This is a genomic window from Saliphagus sp. GCM10025317, from assembly GCF_042663665.1.
Taxonomy (GTDB): domain Archaea; phylum Halobacteriota; class Halobacteria; order Halobacteriales; family Natrialbaceae; genus Natronosalvus.
Window position 1 is genome coordinate 2143704 of the sequence record NZ_JBHTAQ010000005.1, and the last position, 15596, is coordinate 2159299.

The window sequence follows — 15596 nt, forward strand, 5'->3', positions numbered from 1 at the left end:
GGGCGACCGTCGTGGTATGCCAACGGTTCGTGATGTTCGCGAGAAGGCCGGAACGGAACCGATCACGATGCTCACCGCCTACGACGCGCCCACCGCCCGCATCGTCGATCGAGCCGGCGTCGACGTGATTCTCGTCGGCGACAGCGTCGGCAACACGACCCTCGGGTACGAGACGACGCTCCCGGTGAGCGTCGATCAGATGGCCAGCCACGTCGGCGCCGTCTCCCGCGCGACTGAGGACGCCCTCGTCGTCGCTGACATGCCGTTTCTCTCCTTCGGTGTCGACGAGAAAGAGAGTCTCGAGAACGCCGGACGCATGCTCAAAGAGGAAGGCGCCGAGGCAGTCAAACTCGAGTCGGGGCCACACACCGTCGACCTCACCGAGAAGATGGTCCAGCTCGGCATCCCGGTGATGGCCCACCTCGGGCTGACCCCCCAGCACGTCAACCAGTACGGTGGCTTCCCCCGCCAGGGAACCGACGAGGAGTCCGCCCGAGCGATCGTCGACCTGGCTCAGGCCCACGAGGACGCTGGCGCGTTCTCGCTCGTCCTCGAGCACGTTCCCTCGAACGTCGCCGCGCAGGTCACGGACGCGATCGACATTCCGACGATCGGTATCGGTGCGGGGCCAGACTGCGACGGACAGGTGCTCGTGTTCCACGACGCGGTGGGGATCAGCGAGTGGAGTCCCTCGTTTTCGAAGCAGTTCGGAAACGTCCGCGAGGAGATGGAATCGGCCGTCGAGGGCTACGTCGAAGCCGTTGAGGGCGAGGCGTTCCCCGCGGAGGAACACAGCTACGAGCAGTCTGACCTGGATCGGATCTACTGAGACGCGACTCGATCCCGTTCGTCACCCGTTACGACGCGGCTCCATTGCCCGGCAAAGACGGCCAGCCTTGCCCAGTTGGCCAGGCAACGTCGATCAGTCGTCGGCCGACGCCACGACCTGCCGCTCGTCTTCGTCCTCGAGCAACCGATCTAGCGCGTCGACCATCGCCTCGACGCTCGCGCGGGTGATGTCGGCCTCGCTCCGGGCGACCGTCACGCTGCGGTCGTCTCGAGCCATCGTGACCTCGACGGTGACGACCGCGTCCGTGCCCCCGGTGACGGCGTCGACGTGGTAGGCCTCGAGGTCGGCGTCCGCGGCGGATCCGATCGCCTCGCGAACGGCGGAGACGGCGGCGTCGACGGGACCGGACCCTGTTCCCGAAGCGATGCGCTCCTCGCCAGCGACGGAGAGTCGAACGCTCGCCGTGGGCACTGCGCCACCGCTGGTCGCGTTCAGGTCGAGCAGTTCGACCGTCCGGTCGCGGTCGGCGCCGGTGACGTCCTCGGCGATCGTGAGGAGGTCGGCGTCGGTCACCCGCCGCCCGCGGTCGCCGAGTTCGGTGACGCGGGTGGCGATTGTCCCGACCTGCTCGTCGGTCGCGTCGACGCCGTGTTCCTCGAGCGCGGCTCTGACGCCGGCCCGGCCAGTGTGCTTGCCGAGCGCTAGTCGTCGCTCTCGCCCGACCGTCTCGGGCGGGTAGGGTTCGTACATCCTGTCGTCCTTCAGGGTGCCGTCCGTGTGGATGCCGCTCTCGTGGGTGAACGCGTTCTGCCCGACGACGGCCTTGTTCGGCGCCAGTTCCACGCCCGTCGCCCTGGCGACGCGCTGGGCGAGGTCGTAGAGCTCCTCGAGTTCGACCGTTTCGACATCGTAGACGTGCTCGAGCGCGATGGCAACCTCCTCGAGGGCGACGTTCCCGGCGCGTTCGCCGAGGCCGTTGACCGTGCAGTGAACCAGGTCGGCGCCCGCGGAGACGGCGGCGAGTGCATTGGTCACGCCCAGCCCGAGGTCGTCGTGGGTGTGGGCGCTGACCGGCCCGAGTTTGGCCAAGCGGGAGACGGCCTCCGCCGTTCGCTCCGGACCCGTGTGGCCGACGGTGTCGGCGAAGCAGGTTCGATCGGCTCCGGCCTCGAGGGCGGTCGCCATGAGCGTCTCGAGGTAGTCCAGGTCGGCCCGCGAGCCGTCCTCACCGATCACTTCGACCCAGAGGCCGTGATCCGCGGCGTACCCGACCAGGTCGGCGGTCGTCTCGAGGACGTCCTCGCGGGTGCTTCCGACCTTGCCCTCGACGTGGCGGTCGCTCGCGGGCACGACGAGGTGGACGCCGTCGACGTCGCACTCCAGGGCGAGGTCGACGTCGTTCCTGACGCCGCGGCAGAAACTCGTCACGCGCGCCTCGAGGCCGAGGTCGGTCACGCGCGAGATGGCTTTGCGCTCGCCAGCACCCGTACAGGCGCTCCCGGCCTCGATGACGCCGACGCCGGCGCGCTCGAGAGCACGGGCAATTTCGACTTTCTCGTCCGGCGAGAGCGAGACACCGGGGGCCTGTTCGCCGTCTCGGAGGGTCGTATCCAGCAGTTCGACGGACGTGTCCGTAATCGGGGTAGGTGGGCGGGTCATAGGATCGGTCGAAAAGGCGTTATCGGCGAATTTCGCGGCCAGCCGGGTCGCCCCGACTTCCTCTATCCTCTGACGGTGAGAACGAGTCTCGTGTCATTGTATCTCAGCCGTGGCCCCGTCGGTGGTTAAAGGCGCCGGTCACGGCACTACCTGCCAATCGTCGCTGGCGGGCTGACACGACGGCGGATCAGTTTCGGTTGGAATCAGCCTCGAGAACGAGTCGCTCGCCGGGTTCGACGACGTCGGCGGCACCCGCCGGCAACTCGAGGATGAGGTCGGCCCGGTCCCGGGCGAAACCCCGCCACAGCCGGAGGGTTTCCACCCGCTGGACGACGCCGTCCGCGACCCAGATTACGTCGAGCGGGACGAACACGAACAGCATGTGGATGTCGCGGGTTTTCGCCCGCTCGAACCGAAAGGCGAGCGCGTAGTCGTCGGGCAGTGAGCGACGAAACATCAGCCCGCGAGTCTGCTCGAGGAGGGAGTCGGCAATGTCGACGGTCGTCGCGAGCGTCCGCGCCGCACCATCGGGGTCGTACACGACTGGCACGGACTCGAGTGGTGGCGGCAGGGTAAAAGGCGTATCGGCACCGAGGGTGGGCACAGACCACAGATTCAACTTCGCTCGAGCGTACACAGTGGTATGGAGAAGACGCCACGGGGCACCTCAGTCGGTGTCGACGATCCCTACGCGTTCGCCGGCGTCTGCGATTACCTCACCAGCGACGGGAAGTGCCGGTACGCCTTCGATCACTACCAGCACGACCCCGAGTTCGCCCGCGAGCGAGCCGAGGCCGACTACGCGTGCGTGGTCGCCGACGCGGAAGGCGACCGTATCGGATGTCACGGTGCGAGCGAGCCGACGTCGAACGCGAGCGATGGTATCGACGGGCTCGACGCGAACGATCACGGCGAGGCGAGCGACGCGAGCCAACCCTCTTCCTGGGCCGCGTGTCCCCACTTCCGGTCCCGGACGACCGAACGCGAGTGCGCTCGCTGCGGGCTTGAGGAACGCCGACTCGGCCAGGTTCCCGACGAGTCGACCATCTCCGGCGAGCGCCCGCTACTCGAGGAACACCACCTATCCTACGCTCGAGACGGCGAGACCGTCGGTCACGAGATTACGATCTACCTCTGTCGGTGGTGTCACGCGAAGGTGCACAACTCGTGGGCGCGGATCACCGACAACGTCGCCCCAGATCCGGAGGCACTCGCCGAACGCGAGGGTCGTCGGTCGCTCGAGCAGTCCGAACTCGGGTTCGAGACCGCGGCGGACCGGGCCGGCCGCTCGAATGAAGAGCGCTAGAATTCTATAATTGGTCGCCGTCCGTGACCCACTGCCGGAGTAACGGTTTTCCCCCTTCGCGTGCCATGGTATGGTATGGTGGTCACTACCCAGCGCGACGACGCCACCTGGTACGAGTGTGAGGAGTGCGGCCTGTTGTTCGACCTCCAGGACGACGCCGAGGAACACGAACGACACTGCGACGCCGAAGGTCCGTCGTACATCCAGTGAGTCTGGTACGAGTCACGCTCGGCCAGCAGTGACGTCGTCGCTTACTCCTCGAGACCGGCTCGAGCGCGGTGCTCGGCGGCTCGGTTCTCGGCTTCCTCGAGCGTGTGCGTCGCCTCCCAGCGCACCCGGTCGGCGCTCTCGTAGGCGAGCGCCGTCTTGAGTTCGTCCTGGAGGACGCCCGAGTCGATCGTTCGGACCTCGCCGTCCGCGTCGCCGAGTTCGTAGACACCCGGACGATCCGGCGCCTGCGCGACGGTCGAGCGCTCGAGGGGTTGCCACTGTTTTCGTAGCGGCATCACTCGGACCTGTCTCGTTCGTTTCGCTCGTCTGGCCCGCCTCGCTCGTCTCGACCGTCTCCCTCGACCAGTTCGTACGCGTGCTCGCTCATCTCGTCCTCGGCGAAGACGAACACCCGGCCGTCGACGACGTCGTGATCCGCCTCGACGCGAACGGAGTACCCCTCGGTCGTCACGGTAACCCCGGGAAACAACTCCTCCTCGTCCGTCGACTCGAGCATCACTCGCCCGACACCCGTCGCCTCGAGGATGTCCTCGTGGGTATTTCGATCGTTGACGTAGGTCATCACGCCTTCGACGCCGTCGGGATCGGTGACCAGGACGTGCACCTCCTTTCCCGGCGGGGACCGAACGCTTCCCGCCTTCGGTTCCGGGACGCCGTTGTAGAACGTCTCCCGTCCGTCGAGGTAGCGAACGACGACGCCACCGTCGACCAGTTCGACCGGCAGCGTGCTCGGGGCGACGTTGCTTCGCGTGCTCATACGCACCTCTTGGGGGCGGGCGGCAAAAGCACCACGGACTGCCCGTGGCCCTCGAGGGCGGTACGATGGCGCTGCTACCGGCGATGCACCCAGACGCTGCTACTGGCGACGCACGATGGTACTGCTACCGACCGATACCGGCGACTCGGCGATTGCGGCCAGAACCGCACCGACCATCAGCCGTAAATAGTCCGTGCAAGAGAGACACCGTATGGACGGCCGGGCGACCACACCCGCTGCTGGGACGATACTCAACGCCCTGGCGACCGGCACGGGCGCCGCGTTCGCGATCGACCTCGAGACGACCGCGACGGTCGAACTCGACGGTTCAGAGGGCGTCTCCGGAACAATCGAGAGCGCTCCCGACGCCGACACTACGCTGATCGAACGCTGCGTCGAACGCACGCTCGAGCACTACCGGGAGGCGGCCGATATTGAGGAGTCGATCCAGGGCGGAACGGTCGCGACCGAGAGCGAGGTCCCCCTCGCCTCGGGGCTCAAGAGCTCGAGCGCCGCCGCCAACGCGACCGTGCTCGCGACGCTCGACGCCCTCGGACTCGCCGACGACGTGGACCGACTCGAGGCCTGCCTGGTCGGCGTCGAGGCCGCCAGGGACGCGGGCGTCACCGTCACCGGAGCGCTCGACGACGCGAGCGCGAGCATGCTCGGGGGCGTCACGATCACCGACAACACGGAGGACCGCTTGCTCGAGCACGACCGATCGGACTTCGCACGGCACGCCGCCATCTACACCCCACCGGAACAGTCGTTCAGCGCCGACGCCGACGTCGACGCCTGCAAACGGATCGACTCGATGGCCGACCTCGTCGCCGAACTCGCCCTCGACGGCCGCTACGCCGAGGCGATGACCGTCAACGGCTTCGCCTTCTGTGGCGCCCTCGAGTGTTCGACTCAACCGATGCTCGAGGCGCTTCCGGACGCTGCGGGCGTCTCACTCTCCGGGACGGGCCCGAGTTACGTGGCCGTCGGTGATCGAGACGCACTCGAGACGGTGAGTGAGCGGTGGCGAGACAGACCGGGGACGACGCGATTGGTTCGAACGCGAACCGAGGGAGCCACAACGTTATGACGAACGATTCAGAAACAACGGCCGACGAACCGGACGACGAGGGACGGGTGCCCGAGGAGATGGACCTCGAGGAGCTACGCGAGGAGATCCAGGAGATCGACCAGGACCTCGTCGAGCTGATCGCGCGTCGAACCTACGTCGCAGACACCATTGCGAAAGTAAAAGCCGCCGAGGACTTACCCACGACAGACGAAACGCAAGAGGCTCGAGTGATGGAGCGAGCGGGCGAAAACGCGGATCGGTTCGACGTCGACGCGAACCTCGTCAAGGCGATCTTTCGGTTGCTGATAGAGTTGAACAAGGTGGAGCAACGGGAAAGCAGGTAGTCTAATTGGGGAGATTCAGGGCTTCTATTGCTGTTTGAGTAGCTGTTTCTGCTTCCGACAGTTGCCCTTTCGGTCGTCGATCGACCATCGATAACACAGGCATCTTTCAGCAGACAGGCCTCACGTACTGCATACGGTGACTGTATCCTTCACCCCATTCCAACTCGTTTATAGACAGCAGCAGTCAAAATAGGCGAGATATCAGGTTGGACTTGGGGCCGTTATCGTCACCTCGAGATCGATACCCAAGTCGTGCCCAGAGATCGGCCCGTTGTCGATGATGTTCTGCGGCTCCAGGGCTGGATGGCCGATATCTCCGCCTAGTCCCGTCCCGAGGAGTGCGGCGGTCATCGGAAGCGGTGGACGGCCGGGAGCCCGCACGACACCACCCGGACCGTCCCCGACGACGATTCGCATGCCCATCCCACCCCATTCGTGCGGGGCACAGAATAGGTCGTATACGCCTTCTTCCTCAAAGCGATAGAGCCAGAACCCGTGATGCTCGTTGACCGTCGAAGAGAACGCCGGAACGCCGTCGGGAACGCGTTGCTGACGTTCTTGACCCGGATGGTACGCCGTCGCCGTGTGCTCCGGAGTGTTGAATACGAATTCGACGATTGCCCCCGGCTCCACGTGAAGCCCCACGGGAGCGAAGTGGAACGCACCGAACTCAACCGTCAGGGCCGGGAGATTCGAATCGTCGATTTTGTCCTCGTCGGCGTGGAGTTCGACGGTTTCGTCCGGCTCTAAACGGTTCGGAATCTCGTCATCAGTCGTCCCTGAATAGCCGAAGTGGGAGTGGATAGTCGGTGGGCTGGCAGTATCGGCCTCATCCCGCTCGTTTGGCGGTTCAGAGGCACTCTCTTTCGCCGTAGCAACTTCTCCGAATATCGGGAGTGTCGCGCCGAGTCCGGTGGCTCTGAGGACGGTTCTGCGTCGGCAGATCGGTTGACTGTTCGACTCGTCTGGTTTCTCCGTTCGATGATCTGATGATCGTGTCATTGTCGATTTCGAATCGCATTACTGGAAGTCACTGGTGTTATCTGTGGTGTCGGTTAGTCAGGCAGACGGTATCTCAACACCCGTCCGAGGACAGTCAGGGCCTTGAAGACCCAATGCGGCGGGCTCACCGCGTAGATATCGTCCTCGTGTTCCGTCGTCAGCATCGCTAACAGCAGGATGTCGTTGAATCCCTCCGGAGGCAACGACACACCCCGCTCCGTGACGAGCTGATGGAACCGGCGGAAGAACACCTCGTGCTGTAGGGCGGGCTCATGGACGTTTATGATCTCGGCGGGGGTCGCGTTCCTGAACGTATGGGCCGTGCCTGGAGGGACGGTGTGCTCCTCACCAGCCGTTACCTCCATCCATTCCCCGTCTACGTACACTTCCAGCACACCTGAAACCACTTCGTAGCGCTCCTGGGCGTGTGGATGGGTGTGGACGAACGGGCCTTCTTCCGGGACGGTTTCGATCTCGAATCGCATTTCCAACAGTTCGCCGTCCGTGTCCGCCGTCGAACGCGTGATTTCCCAGCGGCCAGGGAAACCGCCCCAATCGAGGACGCGATTCTGCTTGCCGTGATCTACTACGGTCATGGAGTTATCCCCGTGGTACACCCACTGATCGGCATCGAGTTGCTTGTCATGGTCATTCACCACCTTCTGTGTCGTCCGTTCCACCGCTCGTGTCGGCTCGAGGCACCTCCACGTAACGGACGCCACGTTGCCGGATCGTGCTCTGATCCGAGCAGCTAGTGCTAGCGTTGAGATCGAACTTATGTGTTAGGAGAACAACATTTCTCTCACAGGGCCAGACGTCTCCGGATTACGAAATAACGGTGTCAGTCCGTGGCTCCCGATCGAACTCGACGACGTTCATCTCGTCGTCCAACGTGAGAGTGAACACCGTCGTCTCGACCTCGATAGAGAGCGATACGCGGAGGGGCTTCGTCGAGACATCGGTCTCGACGTTGTTCTGAAGCAGTTCGATGGCCTCGTCGACCGCCGGTGAGTCGATGTCCAACTCGGGATTGCCGGTCAGTTCGGTCGCCAAGACGAGACCAGTCGCGAACATCTCGACCGGTAACCGCTTGGCGAACCCACAGGTATCACACTTCATGTCTGCCCAAACCGGGAACGGTGTTCCACAGGTATCGCAGGGCAGACCGTTTTTCACTTCGTGCACGTCACAGACCGTCACCGACGACGAGACCTGTCCTGCACACTCACGACAGATACCATACATCAGATAGGTTATGTCCAGGGCACACCGATAGAGTCCGGTTGCGAGTGCTTGCTCAGAGTCACGGGTCGTCAGACCTGCTGCTGGATAGCTCGTGAGGAAGAGCGTCCCAGCCGGTGCCTGATCGCCGAACAATCCGTAGCACTCGGTACACCTGACTCGGAGCCATTGATCCTCGTAGGTGACCGCAACGGCTGCCCCGCATAACGGACAGCTCTCGTCGAGTTCCCGAGAGAAGTCGAGGCGCCCCGCTCCGGATACGGCTATCACCGTTCTGGCGATTTGCTTACCCGCACTGCTCAGCCGGTATCCGTCGTCAGTTCGTCGGACGAAATGGGGTGCGAGTTTCGAGAGGTGGTAGTTGAACTTCCCATTATCGTCGATCTCAATCTCGGTTTGTAACTCAGAGTACGACACCGTCTCGACGGCGTCAGAGCCGTCGTCGTATTCGTAGGTGGCACCTGCCCGCCAGAGTACGCGGATGATGTCTAGCCGTATTTCGTTCCCCAACGTGGCGAAGGCCTCGTCCGGGGAAAGCTCGTTAAGTTCGAGATCGGGAGTGAATCGAGTATGTTCCATGCTAACTATACACGTCCCAAATTCATAAAACGCACCTCCGGACAGTCCGCAGAAGACTGAGAAAATTGTAAAATGCGCGCCGTGTATGGAGGATATCACTTGGCCACGAGGGCGGGTCACCACTGTCTCACATCTGCCATCTGGTAGACATTCGATCAGTGGTTAGTGTGAACAGTTAACAGGGGCGGCGTAGAACAGGGATTTGTATTCATTGTCTTCATAGCGGTTTCCAGAACCGGTGAGATGAGTACGACCGAAGAGGAGCAACCATGACAGAACGGCAATATGGGCGTTTCGACGCCATCATCGTCGGTGCTGGCCTAGCAGGGCTTAGCGCGGCTCGGTCCCTCGTGAACGACCGTCACGGAGTAACAGTACTTGAAGCCCGGGACCGAGTCGGCGGTCGGACAGTAACTCACCGGTTGGCGAGCGGTGAACACGTCGACCTCGGCGGTCAGTGGATCGGTCCGACACAGAACAGGGTGAACGAACTCGTTGCGGAGTTCGGCCTCGACACTGTCCCACAGTTCGACGACGGACTTGACCAGCTTTCCATCGATGGCACTGTGAGCGAACACGACGATGCACTCCAGGCGTTACCACCGAAGTCGTATTCGGAACTGATGGAGGCGTTCGGAACGATCGAAACGCTTCGAGCGCAGATTCCACTCGAGGCACCGTACGACGCACCGAACGCCGAGGAGTGGGACGCGACCACCGTGGAATCGTGGAAACGAGAGACGCTCGAGACGGCGGCGGCGAGAGCAGCCTTCGATACGGTCCTGCGGGCACTGTTCACCACCGAGCCATCCGAAATATCGCTCCTGTTTTTCCTCTCGTACATCCACGCCGCTGGCGGGATCGAGACGATAACCGGCGTGGAGGGGGGTGCCCAGGAACGCCGTATCGAAGGCGGAGCCCAGCAACTGTCCCAACTGATGGCTGACGAATTGGCCGATGTCGTGCATCTTGAAGCGCCGGTCCGAGCTATCACACAGGACGAGTCGGGTGTGACCGTCGAATCCGATGGTGGGACGTACACCGGGACGTTCGCGATAGTGGCGATTCCACCGACGCTCGCCGGGCGAATCGCCTACACTCCGACACTCCCGGCCCGACGGGACGCGCTCACACAGCGGATGCCGATGGGCGCGACTATCAAATGCATCGCGACGTACGAGGAGCCGTTCTGGAGGAGCGACGGCTACTCCGGCTTCGTCCTCACTGAAGACGCTGTCGTCGGTTTCGTATTCGACGATTTGGCCGCCGAGAGTACGACTGGGGCCCTGGTCGGCTTCGTCGTGGGGAGCCAGGCACGCACGTGGAGTGAGAGAGACGCGACCGACCGACGCGAACGTGTGTTGGACGATTTCGCCCGCTATTTCGGGGATCGGGCTGTGGAACCAGTCGAGTACGTCGAGCAATCGTGGTCGAACGAGCAGTGGTCGGCTGGGTGTTACGCCGGAAACATGACGCCAGGGACGATGACCGCCTATGGATCAGTACTCCGTGAACCTGTAGGCCGTATCCACTGGGCGGGGACGGAAACGGCAACACAGTGGTGTGGTTATATGGACGGCGCGATTCGATCAGGCAACCGAGCGGCAGATGAGGTGAGCGAACGTCTTGCGTAATCATCGATGCCTCCGGCGCCTCATTCAGTAAATAATCGACCAAAATCTGCCATGAATGCAGACCGTGTATTCAGCATCACTGCGGCAATGTCCAGTCGACTGAGGGTTTCGACGATGTTTCACCGCCGGTGGCACACGCTTGTTTATTTGTGGGCTCGTGAAAACGTCCACATCGGTTGCTTTCGGAAGGCTGAATTTACCAAAATGAATTTATTCCATTAGTTTGTGTCACGGATTTCAGATACCTGAACAAGGTGGAGCAAAGGAGCAAGCGGTAGTCGAATTCGGGTGTTTCAGGGCTTCTATCACCGACTGGTTAGCTAAATTTTCTTTCGGCAGCAGTTCTTCCCTCCGCCGCTCGGTTAGTGAGAACCGAAATCGGAGCGACTACCGATTTATTTAGAGATGGTTTGAGGAGGTGCTTTTCATTAACACCGCGTGTATCGGGACTCGCCCTCTCCGGAAGGGGTCCACCAATGACCAGCGCAGGCACTGAAGAATCCGGCCAGCGTCAACCGCAATCCCTCGACCGGCTGCGAAATCAACAGGGCAACCACAATTCGCTGTAGGACCACCATCTATTGACGTTTTCAGACGTGACGCTCGAAGAACTCTAAAAACGACGGATCGTTCGCTGCATCACGTCCCTGTTGTGTCCCACGCCGATCCAGTCAAACCTCCCAGTCCTTTTCGAGGCCGATGAGTGCCGACGAGAGTGTTTCGAGGGCATTACGCAGGTGATAGTGGAACGTGGTTTCTGCGACATCCATCGATGCAGCGATGTCGCCCGCGGTATTCTGACGCGGCCAGTCGAAGTATCCGGCGTGATACGCGCGCATGAGCGCTTCCAGTTGCCGATCAGTCAGTTGATCGTTGACTGATTGGCGTATCTCATGCGCTTTCTGGGCGGGGCGGTCGAATTCACGTTGCGCAATCAACGTCGAGTCAGGGTATTCGGCTTGAAGTCTGTCAGATAACCTGCGAATATCTGAGGTCTGAGGTGCTTCAATGCAGAACCGCCCTTGCCCGTCATCGACATGCCCTGAAGTAAGGATACCCCCGTGTTCGGTGATGTTGTTCAGGGCTGGTTCCTTCATGACGAACTCGAGAACTCCGGTGTCCTCCTCGTCGGCGATAACCCGAGTTTCGTCCACGTCTGAATCGTCAGCTGCGACGTCGCAAACAGTTGCCGGTGGAGCACCGTCGACGGTGAGGTACACACTCCAATTGCCAGATTCCGACTCGACGTAGCCAGTGATGTTGAGCTCACAATCAAACTGTTCAGATGCCCGGACGAACACTAATCTGGGATCGGTGACCCCGAATTCAAGTTCGACGATCGAATCGGCGAACAGGAGCCTACGGTTTTCAATGGCGTTGATGGCGAATCCAACGGCCTTACCGAGGGTTTCAAACCCCGCTTGTTCGCGGTGGCTAAATGCGAGTGGGCGGGACGCGTATACGGCTAAGACTCCGTACGTCGTATTACCGTTAACCAGCGGAATCGCAGCAGCCGATTTGATGCCACGGTCCAGAGCCTTTTCACGCCAAGGTTCGAACGCCGGGTCCGTGCGGACGTCCTGACACACGTGCACGTTCTCGTGCGGAATGCCCGACCGCCGGGTCCTTGACCGGTTTCGGTTTCCGTCGCCGTAACCGTTATCGACTCGACATAGCCCTCGTCGATTCCAGCACTTGCGCGTGGAGCGATTCGCTGCCTAACCGAGTCGGGGGCACCGATCCAAGCAAACTGGTACAGGTGGGAAGTAGCCAAGCGATCACAGACCATCTGCTCGATCTCCGTCCGTGTTGGTGACGAAAACAGGTCACGGGCTATCTGGAGGAGGAGTTCATTGATTTGGTTGAGCGTCTCAAGTTCGTCGCGCCGGCGTTCGAGTTGTCGTTCACGCTCTTCGCGTTCAGTCACGTCGCGGACAACCCCGATGCTCCCGCGGTACTCGCCGTCAGGTTCGGGATGAAGTCGGTACCGCGCTTCCAGAATACGCTCTCCGTCGGACGTTGGTAACGTCCCTTGAATAGTTCCAACGCTAGTGTCGCTCTCGAGGACGCGCTGGCGGATCTCCGCGGCAGCTGCGACCTCGTCGTCGTACTCGAACAACTCTGTGACGGGAGTTCCGACCAAATCCTCTCGAGACATTTCAGTCATCTTGCACAGTCTATCGTTGACGAACGAGAACCGGAGGTCTTCGTCGAGCGCGTAGACACCATCATCCACGGTTTCGATGGTGGTTTTGTACCGTTCCAACTCGCGTTCCCGCCTAAGAAGCCGTTGGCAATCCGCTAGCTCATTTTCCGCTTGCCCGTTGCTATCGATCTCCCGAGCGGTATAGATGAAGTGGTCATCCAAACGGGCTATTGTGAGTTCCTGCGAAACGATACCGTCGTCTCGTCGGCGCCCGGCAACCCTGCCGCGCCACTGTCCGTCTGCACGACACATCGGGAGGATTTTCCTTTCAAAGCGCTCGCGCTCGTTCTCGGCGAGGCAGTACTCCCACGACTCGCCAGCGAGTTCGTCCGGGCGCGAAAACCCGTACAGATCGGCGAACGGCTGGTTGACCGACACGTATTGTTCGCCATCGATGATGGCCATCGGGTTCATCGACGCAGCCAACACTTGCTCTCCGTCCCAACCGATTTCGGCTGCGTTTGCCATATCGTGGTATTCGTTAGCATGGGTATTAACGTTCAGTCCCCGCTGATTCGTGAAACCCGTCGAAGGCTATAAAAAGCAAGAGGCGAGTCGTGAGAACCCATCAGCGACCGAGTTTCGAGAATTTCTCACCGAGTCACGCTGGTAGCCGTCTCAGTCATGGCGAACCTCCACCGGCGCTCGCTCTGTCCGTTTGGTCGAGATAGCCTCAGTCCGGAGGAAATAACCGATGCCAATGTGGGCGAGTGCCTGTCCCCCGGCCAGGCCGACAGCCGACCATGCCATGAAGGTCTCCGAGAACAGCCCGAACTGGGCAAAGAGAACTGCCTGTGACAGCATTACGCCGAAGACGGCTGGTGGGGTTAGCATAAGCAGGCCGAGATACCGCGAGTGGTTGCCGGTCTGGAGGCTGGCAACACCAGTCCCAATGTACGCCAGAATCATCGCTGCACCTGAGGCGAGGATAATAGTAAATCCGAACACGCCCATCTCTTCGAGGGCGGGGAGGCTTCCAACGACCTCGATAAGAGCGTACACCGTGATTAGTAACCATCCCACTGCGGCGATCCCTGTTCCGACGGCACTGACGCGCGCCAGCCGAGGGGCCCGGTCAGCGAAGCCCGGATACAGCCCGAGCAACCCGACCATCGCCAAGAAAAATCCGGGAGGTCCAAAGAGGTCTTCCGGGGCGGGCATGTCCGTGAACGCCTCGTAGCCGAGGAGCGCCGCGAAGACGACCAATAATACCCCGGCGACGAGAAACGCAATCGGACTCCACTGTTCGAGCGATTCCCACCGCGTCGTGTCGGGAGCTGTCTCAGCCATAGCGAGCCTCCGTCGGTGCTGGCTCCGCTCTCTTGGTTTCCTTCAACTCGGCGTTGAGGAAACGCCAAATTGCAAGGAAGGCGATGGCGTTCACCCCCTCACCGACCGCCCCTCTCACGTTCGTAGAGAAGACTCCTTGGCTGACCAACACGCCGATCACGGCGAGGGTGGCCACCAGCAAAAGCGCTCCAACAACGGCGGGATATGCATCGGTACGGAGTCCCGCCACACCAAACAGAAGGAACGTGAGAATTGTCAGTATGACCGTTCCAATCCCGAACACTGCGATAATCGAGGTGGTGACTCCGACGATATCCAGTACCGACAACGCCAACAATCCGACGGTGAACAGAGCCGCGACCGAGACCACCCCACGGCTCAGCTTCCCAAATCGGGGATTGGTGTTCACAACTCGTACTGAGAGGCCTGCTAACCCGAGGAGGACAGCTAACCGACCGAGGAGGACAGTCGGATAAAGCCAATCAATGAACGAGATGGCTTCTACCAGATACGCTAACCCGTGGTTCACGGCGAAGACGAGTTCAAGCGCGAAGCCGACGATGAATAGCGTTGGACTCCACTGTTCGAGCGTGCCCCACCGCGACGTCCCAGTGGCTCGATCAGTCATGACGTACCTCCGCTGGCGTTGGTTCCGCACGGTCGGTCGGAACACCTTCAGTACGGAGGACGTACCCGATGGCCAGCATCGCCAGCGCGTCTCCGATGACGATACCGAGGGTTATCGTCGCAGATTCCATCCCGGCGATAAATCGGAGGATATTCGTGACAACGAGGATGGCGGGTACCACCAGGAGAACGCCGACGGTCCGTGACGGGATACCAGTACGAAGACTGATAGTACTGAACGTGACGAACCCCAGCACACTCCCAATGAGTACTCCTGGGAGGAAGAACCAGCTAATTGCATCGTAATCCCCGGATGGAATCCCAACGTAGTAGAGGAGCGACGTCATAGCCATGACGCCGAACGTCACCACGCCGATGACGGCGAAGACAGCACCGACGCGGGAGAGCCACCGACTCCGGTCGGCAAATTCTGGATATAACCCGAGCAGTCCGACGAGGGCGGCGGTCCATCCAGCACCGACAAACGTCTGTCCCAGTATCAGCCAATCGGCGGCGCCTGTTCTGATGTTTGCCACTACGGGGAGCACGTCGAGGAGTAAAATTAGACCGCCGATCAGAAACAGCGTCGCACGCCACTGTTCGAGCGATTCCCACCAAGTCATCGTATCGCCGATCAAGTCGGTGTTGTTCGATATCGATTCGCCGGTGATGCTGCGCTCAGGATCAGGCGTCATATGATACAACGAGAATTGCACCCATGTACTGTAAAGCGTGACTAGAGCCTTCTCTAGAGGCGTACGTGCGCTACGCAGTGTTGCCGTACGACGAGATCGCATCGAGCACCTCGACGTGGTGGTCCACACATGCCAGAAACTCAATCTCGCCAAGGGGAGGCT

The 15596-nt window shown here is 61.3% G+C and carries 17 protein-coding genes and 1 pseudogene; 6 read left to right on the forward strand and 12 right to left on the reverse strand.

Annotation, left to right across the window (positions count from 1 at the left end; translation table 11 throughout):
* Positions 1-16: 16 nt before the first annotated feature.
* Complete coding sequence (gene panB, locus ACFQS4_RS12460) at positions 17-829, forward strand: 3-methyl-2-oxobutanoate hydroxymethyltransferase (protein WP_497901814.1); 813 nt, start codon at positions 17-19, stop codon at positions 827-829.
* Between the two features lie 93 nt (positions 830-922).
* Here panB and ACFQS4_RS12465 read toward each other — a convergent pair whose 3' ends face one another.
* Together ACFQS4_RS12465 and ACFQS4_RS12470 are read right to left on the reverse strand one after the other, a co-directional pair.
* Complete coding sequence (locus tag ACFQS4_RS12465; RefSeq protein WP_497901815.1) at positions 923-2449, reverse strand: (R)-citramalate synthase; 1527 nt, start codon at positions 2447-2449, stop codon at positions 923-925.
* 187 nt (positions 2450-2636) lie between these two features.
* Positions 2637-2999 (reverse strand): DUF192 domain-containing protein, encoded by a 363-nt coding sequence (locus tag ACFQS4_RS12470; protein ID WP_497901816.1) that lies wholly within the window; start codon positions 2997-2999, stop codon positions 2637-2639.
* A gap of 93 nt (positions 3000-3092) precedes the next feature.
* On the opposite strand from ACFQS4_RS12470, the gene ACFQS4_RS12475 reads away from it, so the two are divergent.
* Together ACFQS4_RS12475 and ACFQS4_RS12480 are read left to right on the forward strand one after the other, a co-directional pair.
* Positions 3093-3755: a DUF7097 family protein gene (locus ACFQS4_RS12475; protein WP_497901817.1), complete on the forward strand. Its 663-nt coding sequence runs from the start codon at positions 3093-3095 to the stop codon at positions 3753-3755.
* A gap of 75 nt (positions 3756-3830) precedes the next feature.
* On the forward strand, positions 3831-3965 hold the full coding sequence (locus ACFQS4_RS12480; RefSeq protein WP_312908162.1) for a DUF7128 family protein: 135 nt from the start codon (positions 3831-3833) through the stop codon (positions 3963-3965).
* 41 nt (positions 3966-4006) lie between these two features.
* On the opposite strand, the gene ACFQS4_RS12485 is transcribed toward ACFQS4_RS12480, so the two are convergent.
* On the reverse strand, positions 4007-4261 hold the full coding sequence (locus ACFQS4_RS12485; protein WP_497901818.1) for a DUF7508 domain-containing protein: 255 nt from the start codon (positions 4259-4261) through the stop codon (positions 4007-4009).
* On the reverse strand, positions 4261-4743 hold the full coding sequence (locus tag ACFQS4_RS12490) for a DUF5796 family protein (RefSeq protein ID WP_497901819.1): 483 nt from the start codon (positions 4741-4743) through the stop codon (positions 4261-4263). The genes ACFQS4_RS12485 and ACFQS4_RS12490 overlap by 1 nt, the downstream gene beginning before the upstream one ends.
* 211 nt (positions 4744-4954) lie before the next feature.
* Here ACFQS4_RS12490 and ACFQS4_RS12495 point away from each other — a divergent pair, with 211 nt between their 5' ends.
* Both ACFQS4_RS12495 and ACFQS4_RS12500 read left to right on the forward strand, forming a co-directional pair.
* The gene (locus ACFQS4_RS12495; RefSeq protein ID WP_497901820.1) at positions 4955-5833 is read left to right on the forward strand and encodes a shikimate kinase; all 879 of its coding nucleotides are present in this window, start codon (positions 4955-4957) and stop codon (positions 5831-5833) included.
* Positions 5830-6159, forward strand: a complete 330-nt coding sequence (locus ACFQS4_RS12500) for a chorismate mutase (protein ID WP_497901821.1) — start codon at positions 5830-5832, stop codon at positions 6157-6159. The genes ACFQS4_RS12495 and ACFQS4_RS12500 overlap by 4 nt, the downstream gene beginning before the upstream one ends.
* A 201-nt stretch (positions 6160-6360) precedes the next feature.
* Here the strand turns inward: ACFQS4_RS12500 and ACFQS4_RS12505 are convergent, their stop codons facing one another.
* From ACFQS4_RS12505 to ACFQS4_RS12515, 3 genes are all read right to left on the reverse strand, one after another.
* Positions 6361-7161, reverse strand: a complete 801-nt coding sequence (locus ACFQS4_RS12505; protein WP_497901822.1) for a cupredoxin domain-containing protein — start codon at positions 7159-7161, stop codon at positions 6361-6363.
* Between the two features lie 53 nt (positions 7162-7214).
* Positions 7215-7841 carry a cupin domain-containing protein gene (locus ACFQS4_RS12510; protein ID WP_497901823.1) on the reverse strand — a complete coding sequence of 209 codons (627 nt, stop codon included), beginning with the start codon at positions 7839-7841 and terminating at the stop codon, positions 7215-7217.
* A gap of 145 nt (positions 7842-7986) precedes the next feature.
* Positions 7987-9081, reverse strand: a complete 1095-nt coding sequence (locus tag ACFQS4_RS12515) for a DUF7351 domain-containing protein (RefSeq protein ID WP_497901824.1) — start codon at positions 9079-9081, stop codon at positions 7987-7989.
* Between the two features lie 170 nt (positions 9082-9251).
* On the opposite strand from ACFQS4_RS12515, the gene ACFQS4_RS12520 reads away from it, so the two are divergent.
* Positions 9252-10616 (forward strand): flavin monoamine oxidase family protein, encoded by a 1365-nt coding sequence (locus tag ACFQS4_RS12520; RefSeq protein ID WP_497901825.1) that lies wholly within the window; start codon positions 9252-9254, stop codon positions 10614-10616.
* 671 nt (positions 10617-11287) lie between these two features.
* Here the strand turns inward: ACFQS4_RS12520 and ACFQS4_RS12525 are convergent.
* From ACFQS4_RS12525 to ACFQS4_RS12545, 5 genes and pseudogenes are all read right to left on the reverse strand, one after another.
* Complete coding sequence (locus ACFQS4_RS12525) at positions 11288-12205, reverse strand: bacterio-opsin activator domain-containing protein (protein ID WP_497901826.1); 918 nt, start codon at positions 12203-12205, stop codon at positions 11288-11290.
* A 365-nt stretch (positions 12206-12570) separates the two neighbouring features.
* Positions 12571-13290, reverse strand: a pseudogene (locus tag ACFQS4_RS12530) (PAS domain-containing protein); the annotation flags it as partial.
* A gap of 150 nt (positions 13291-13440) precedes the next feature.
* Positions 13441-14112: a hypothetical protein gene (locus tag ACFQS4_RS12535; RefSeq protein ID WP_497901827.1), complete on the reverse strand. Its 672-nt coding sequence runs from the start codon at positions 14110-14112 to the stop codon at positions 13441-13443.
* Positions 14105-14740, reverse strand: a complete 636-nt coding sequence (locus ACFQS4_RS12540) for a hypothetical protein (RefSeq protein WP_497901828.1) — start codon at positions 14738-14740, stop codon at positions 14105-14107. Before ACFQS4_RS12540 ends, ACFQS4_RS12535 begins: the two co-directional genes overlap by 8 nt.
* Positions 14733-15434 (reverse strand): hypothetical protein, encoded by a 702-nt coding sequence (locus ACFQS4_RS12545; protein ID WP_497901829.1) that lies wholly within the window; start codon positions 15432-15434, stop codon positions 14733-14735. Before ACFQS4_RS12545 ends, ACFQS4_RS12540 begins: the two co-directional genes overlap by 8 nt.
* Between the last annotated feature and the right edge of the window lie 162 nt (positions 15435-15596).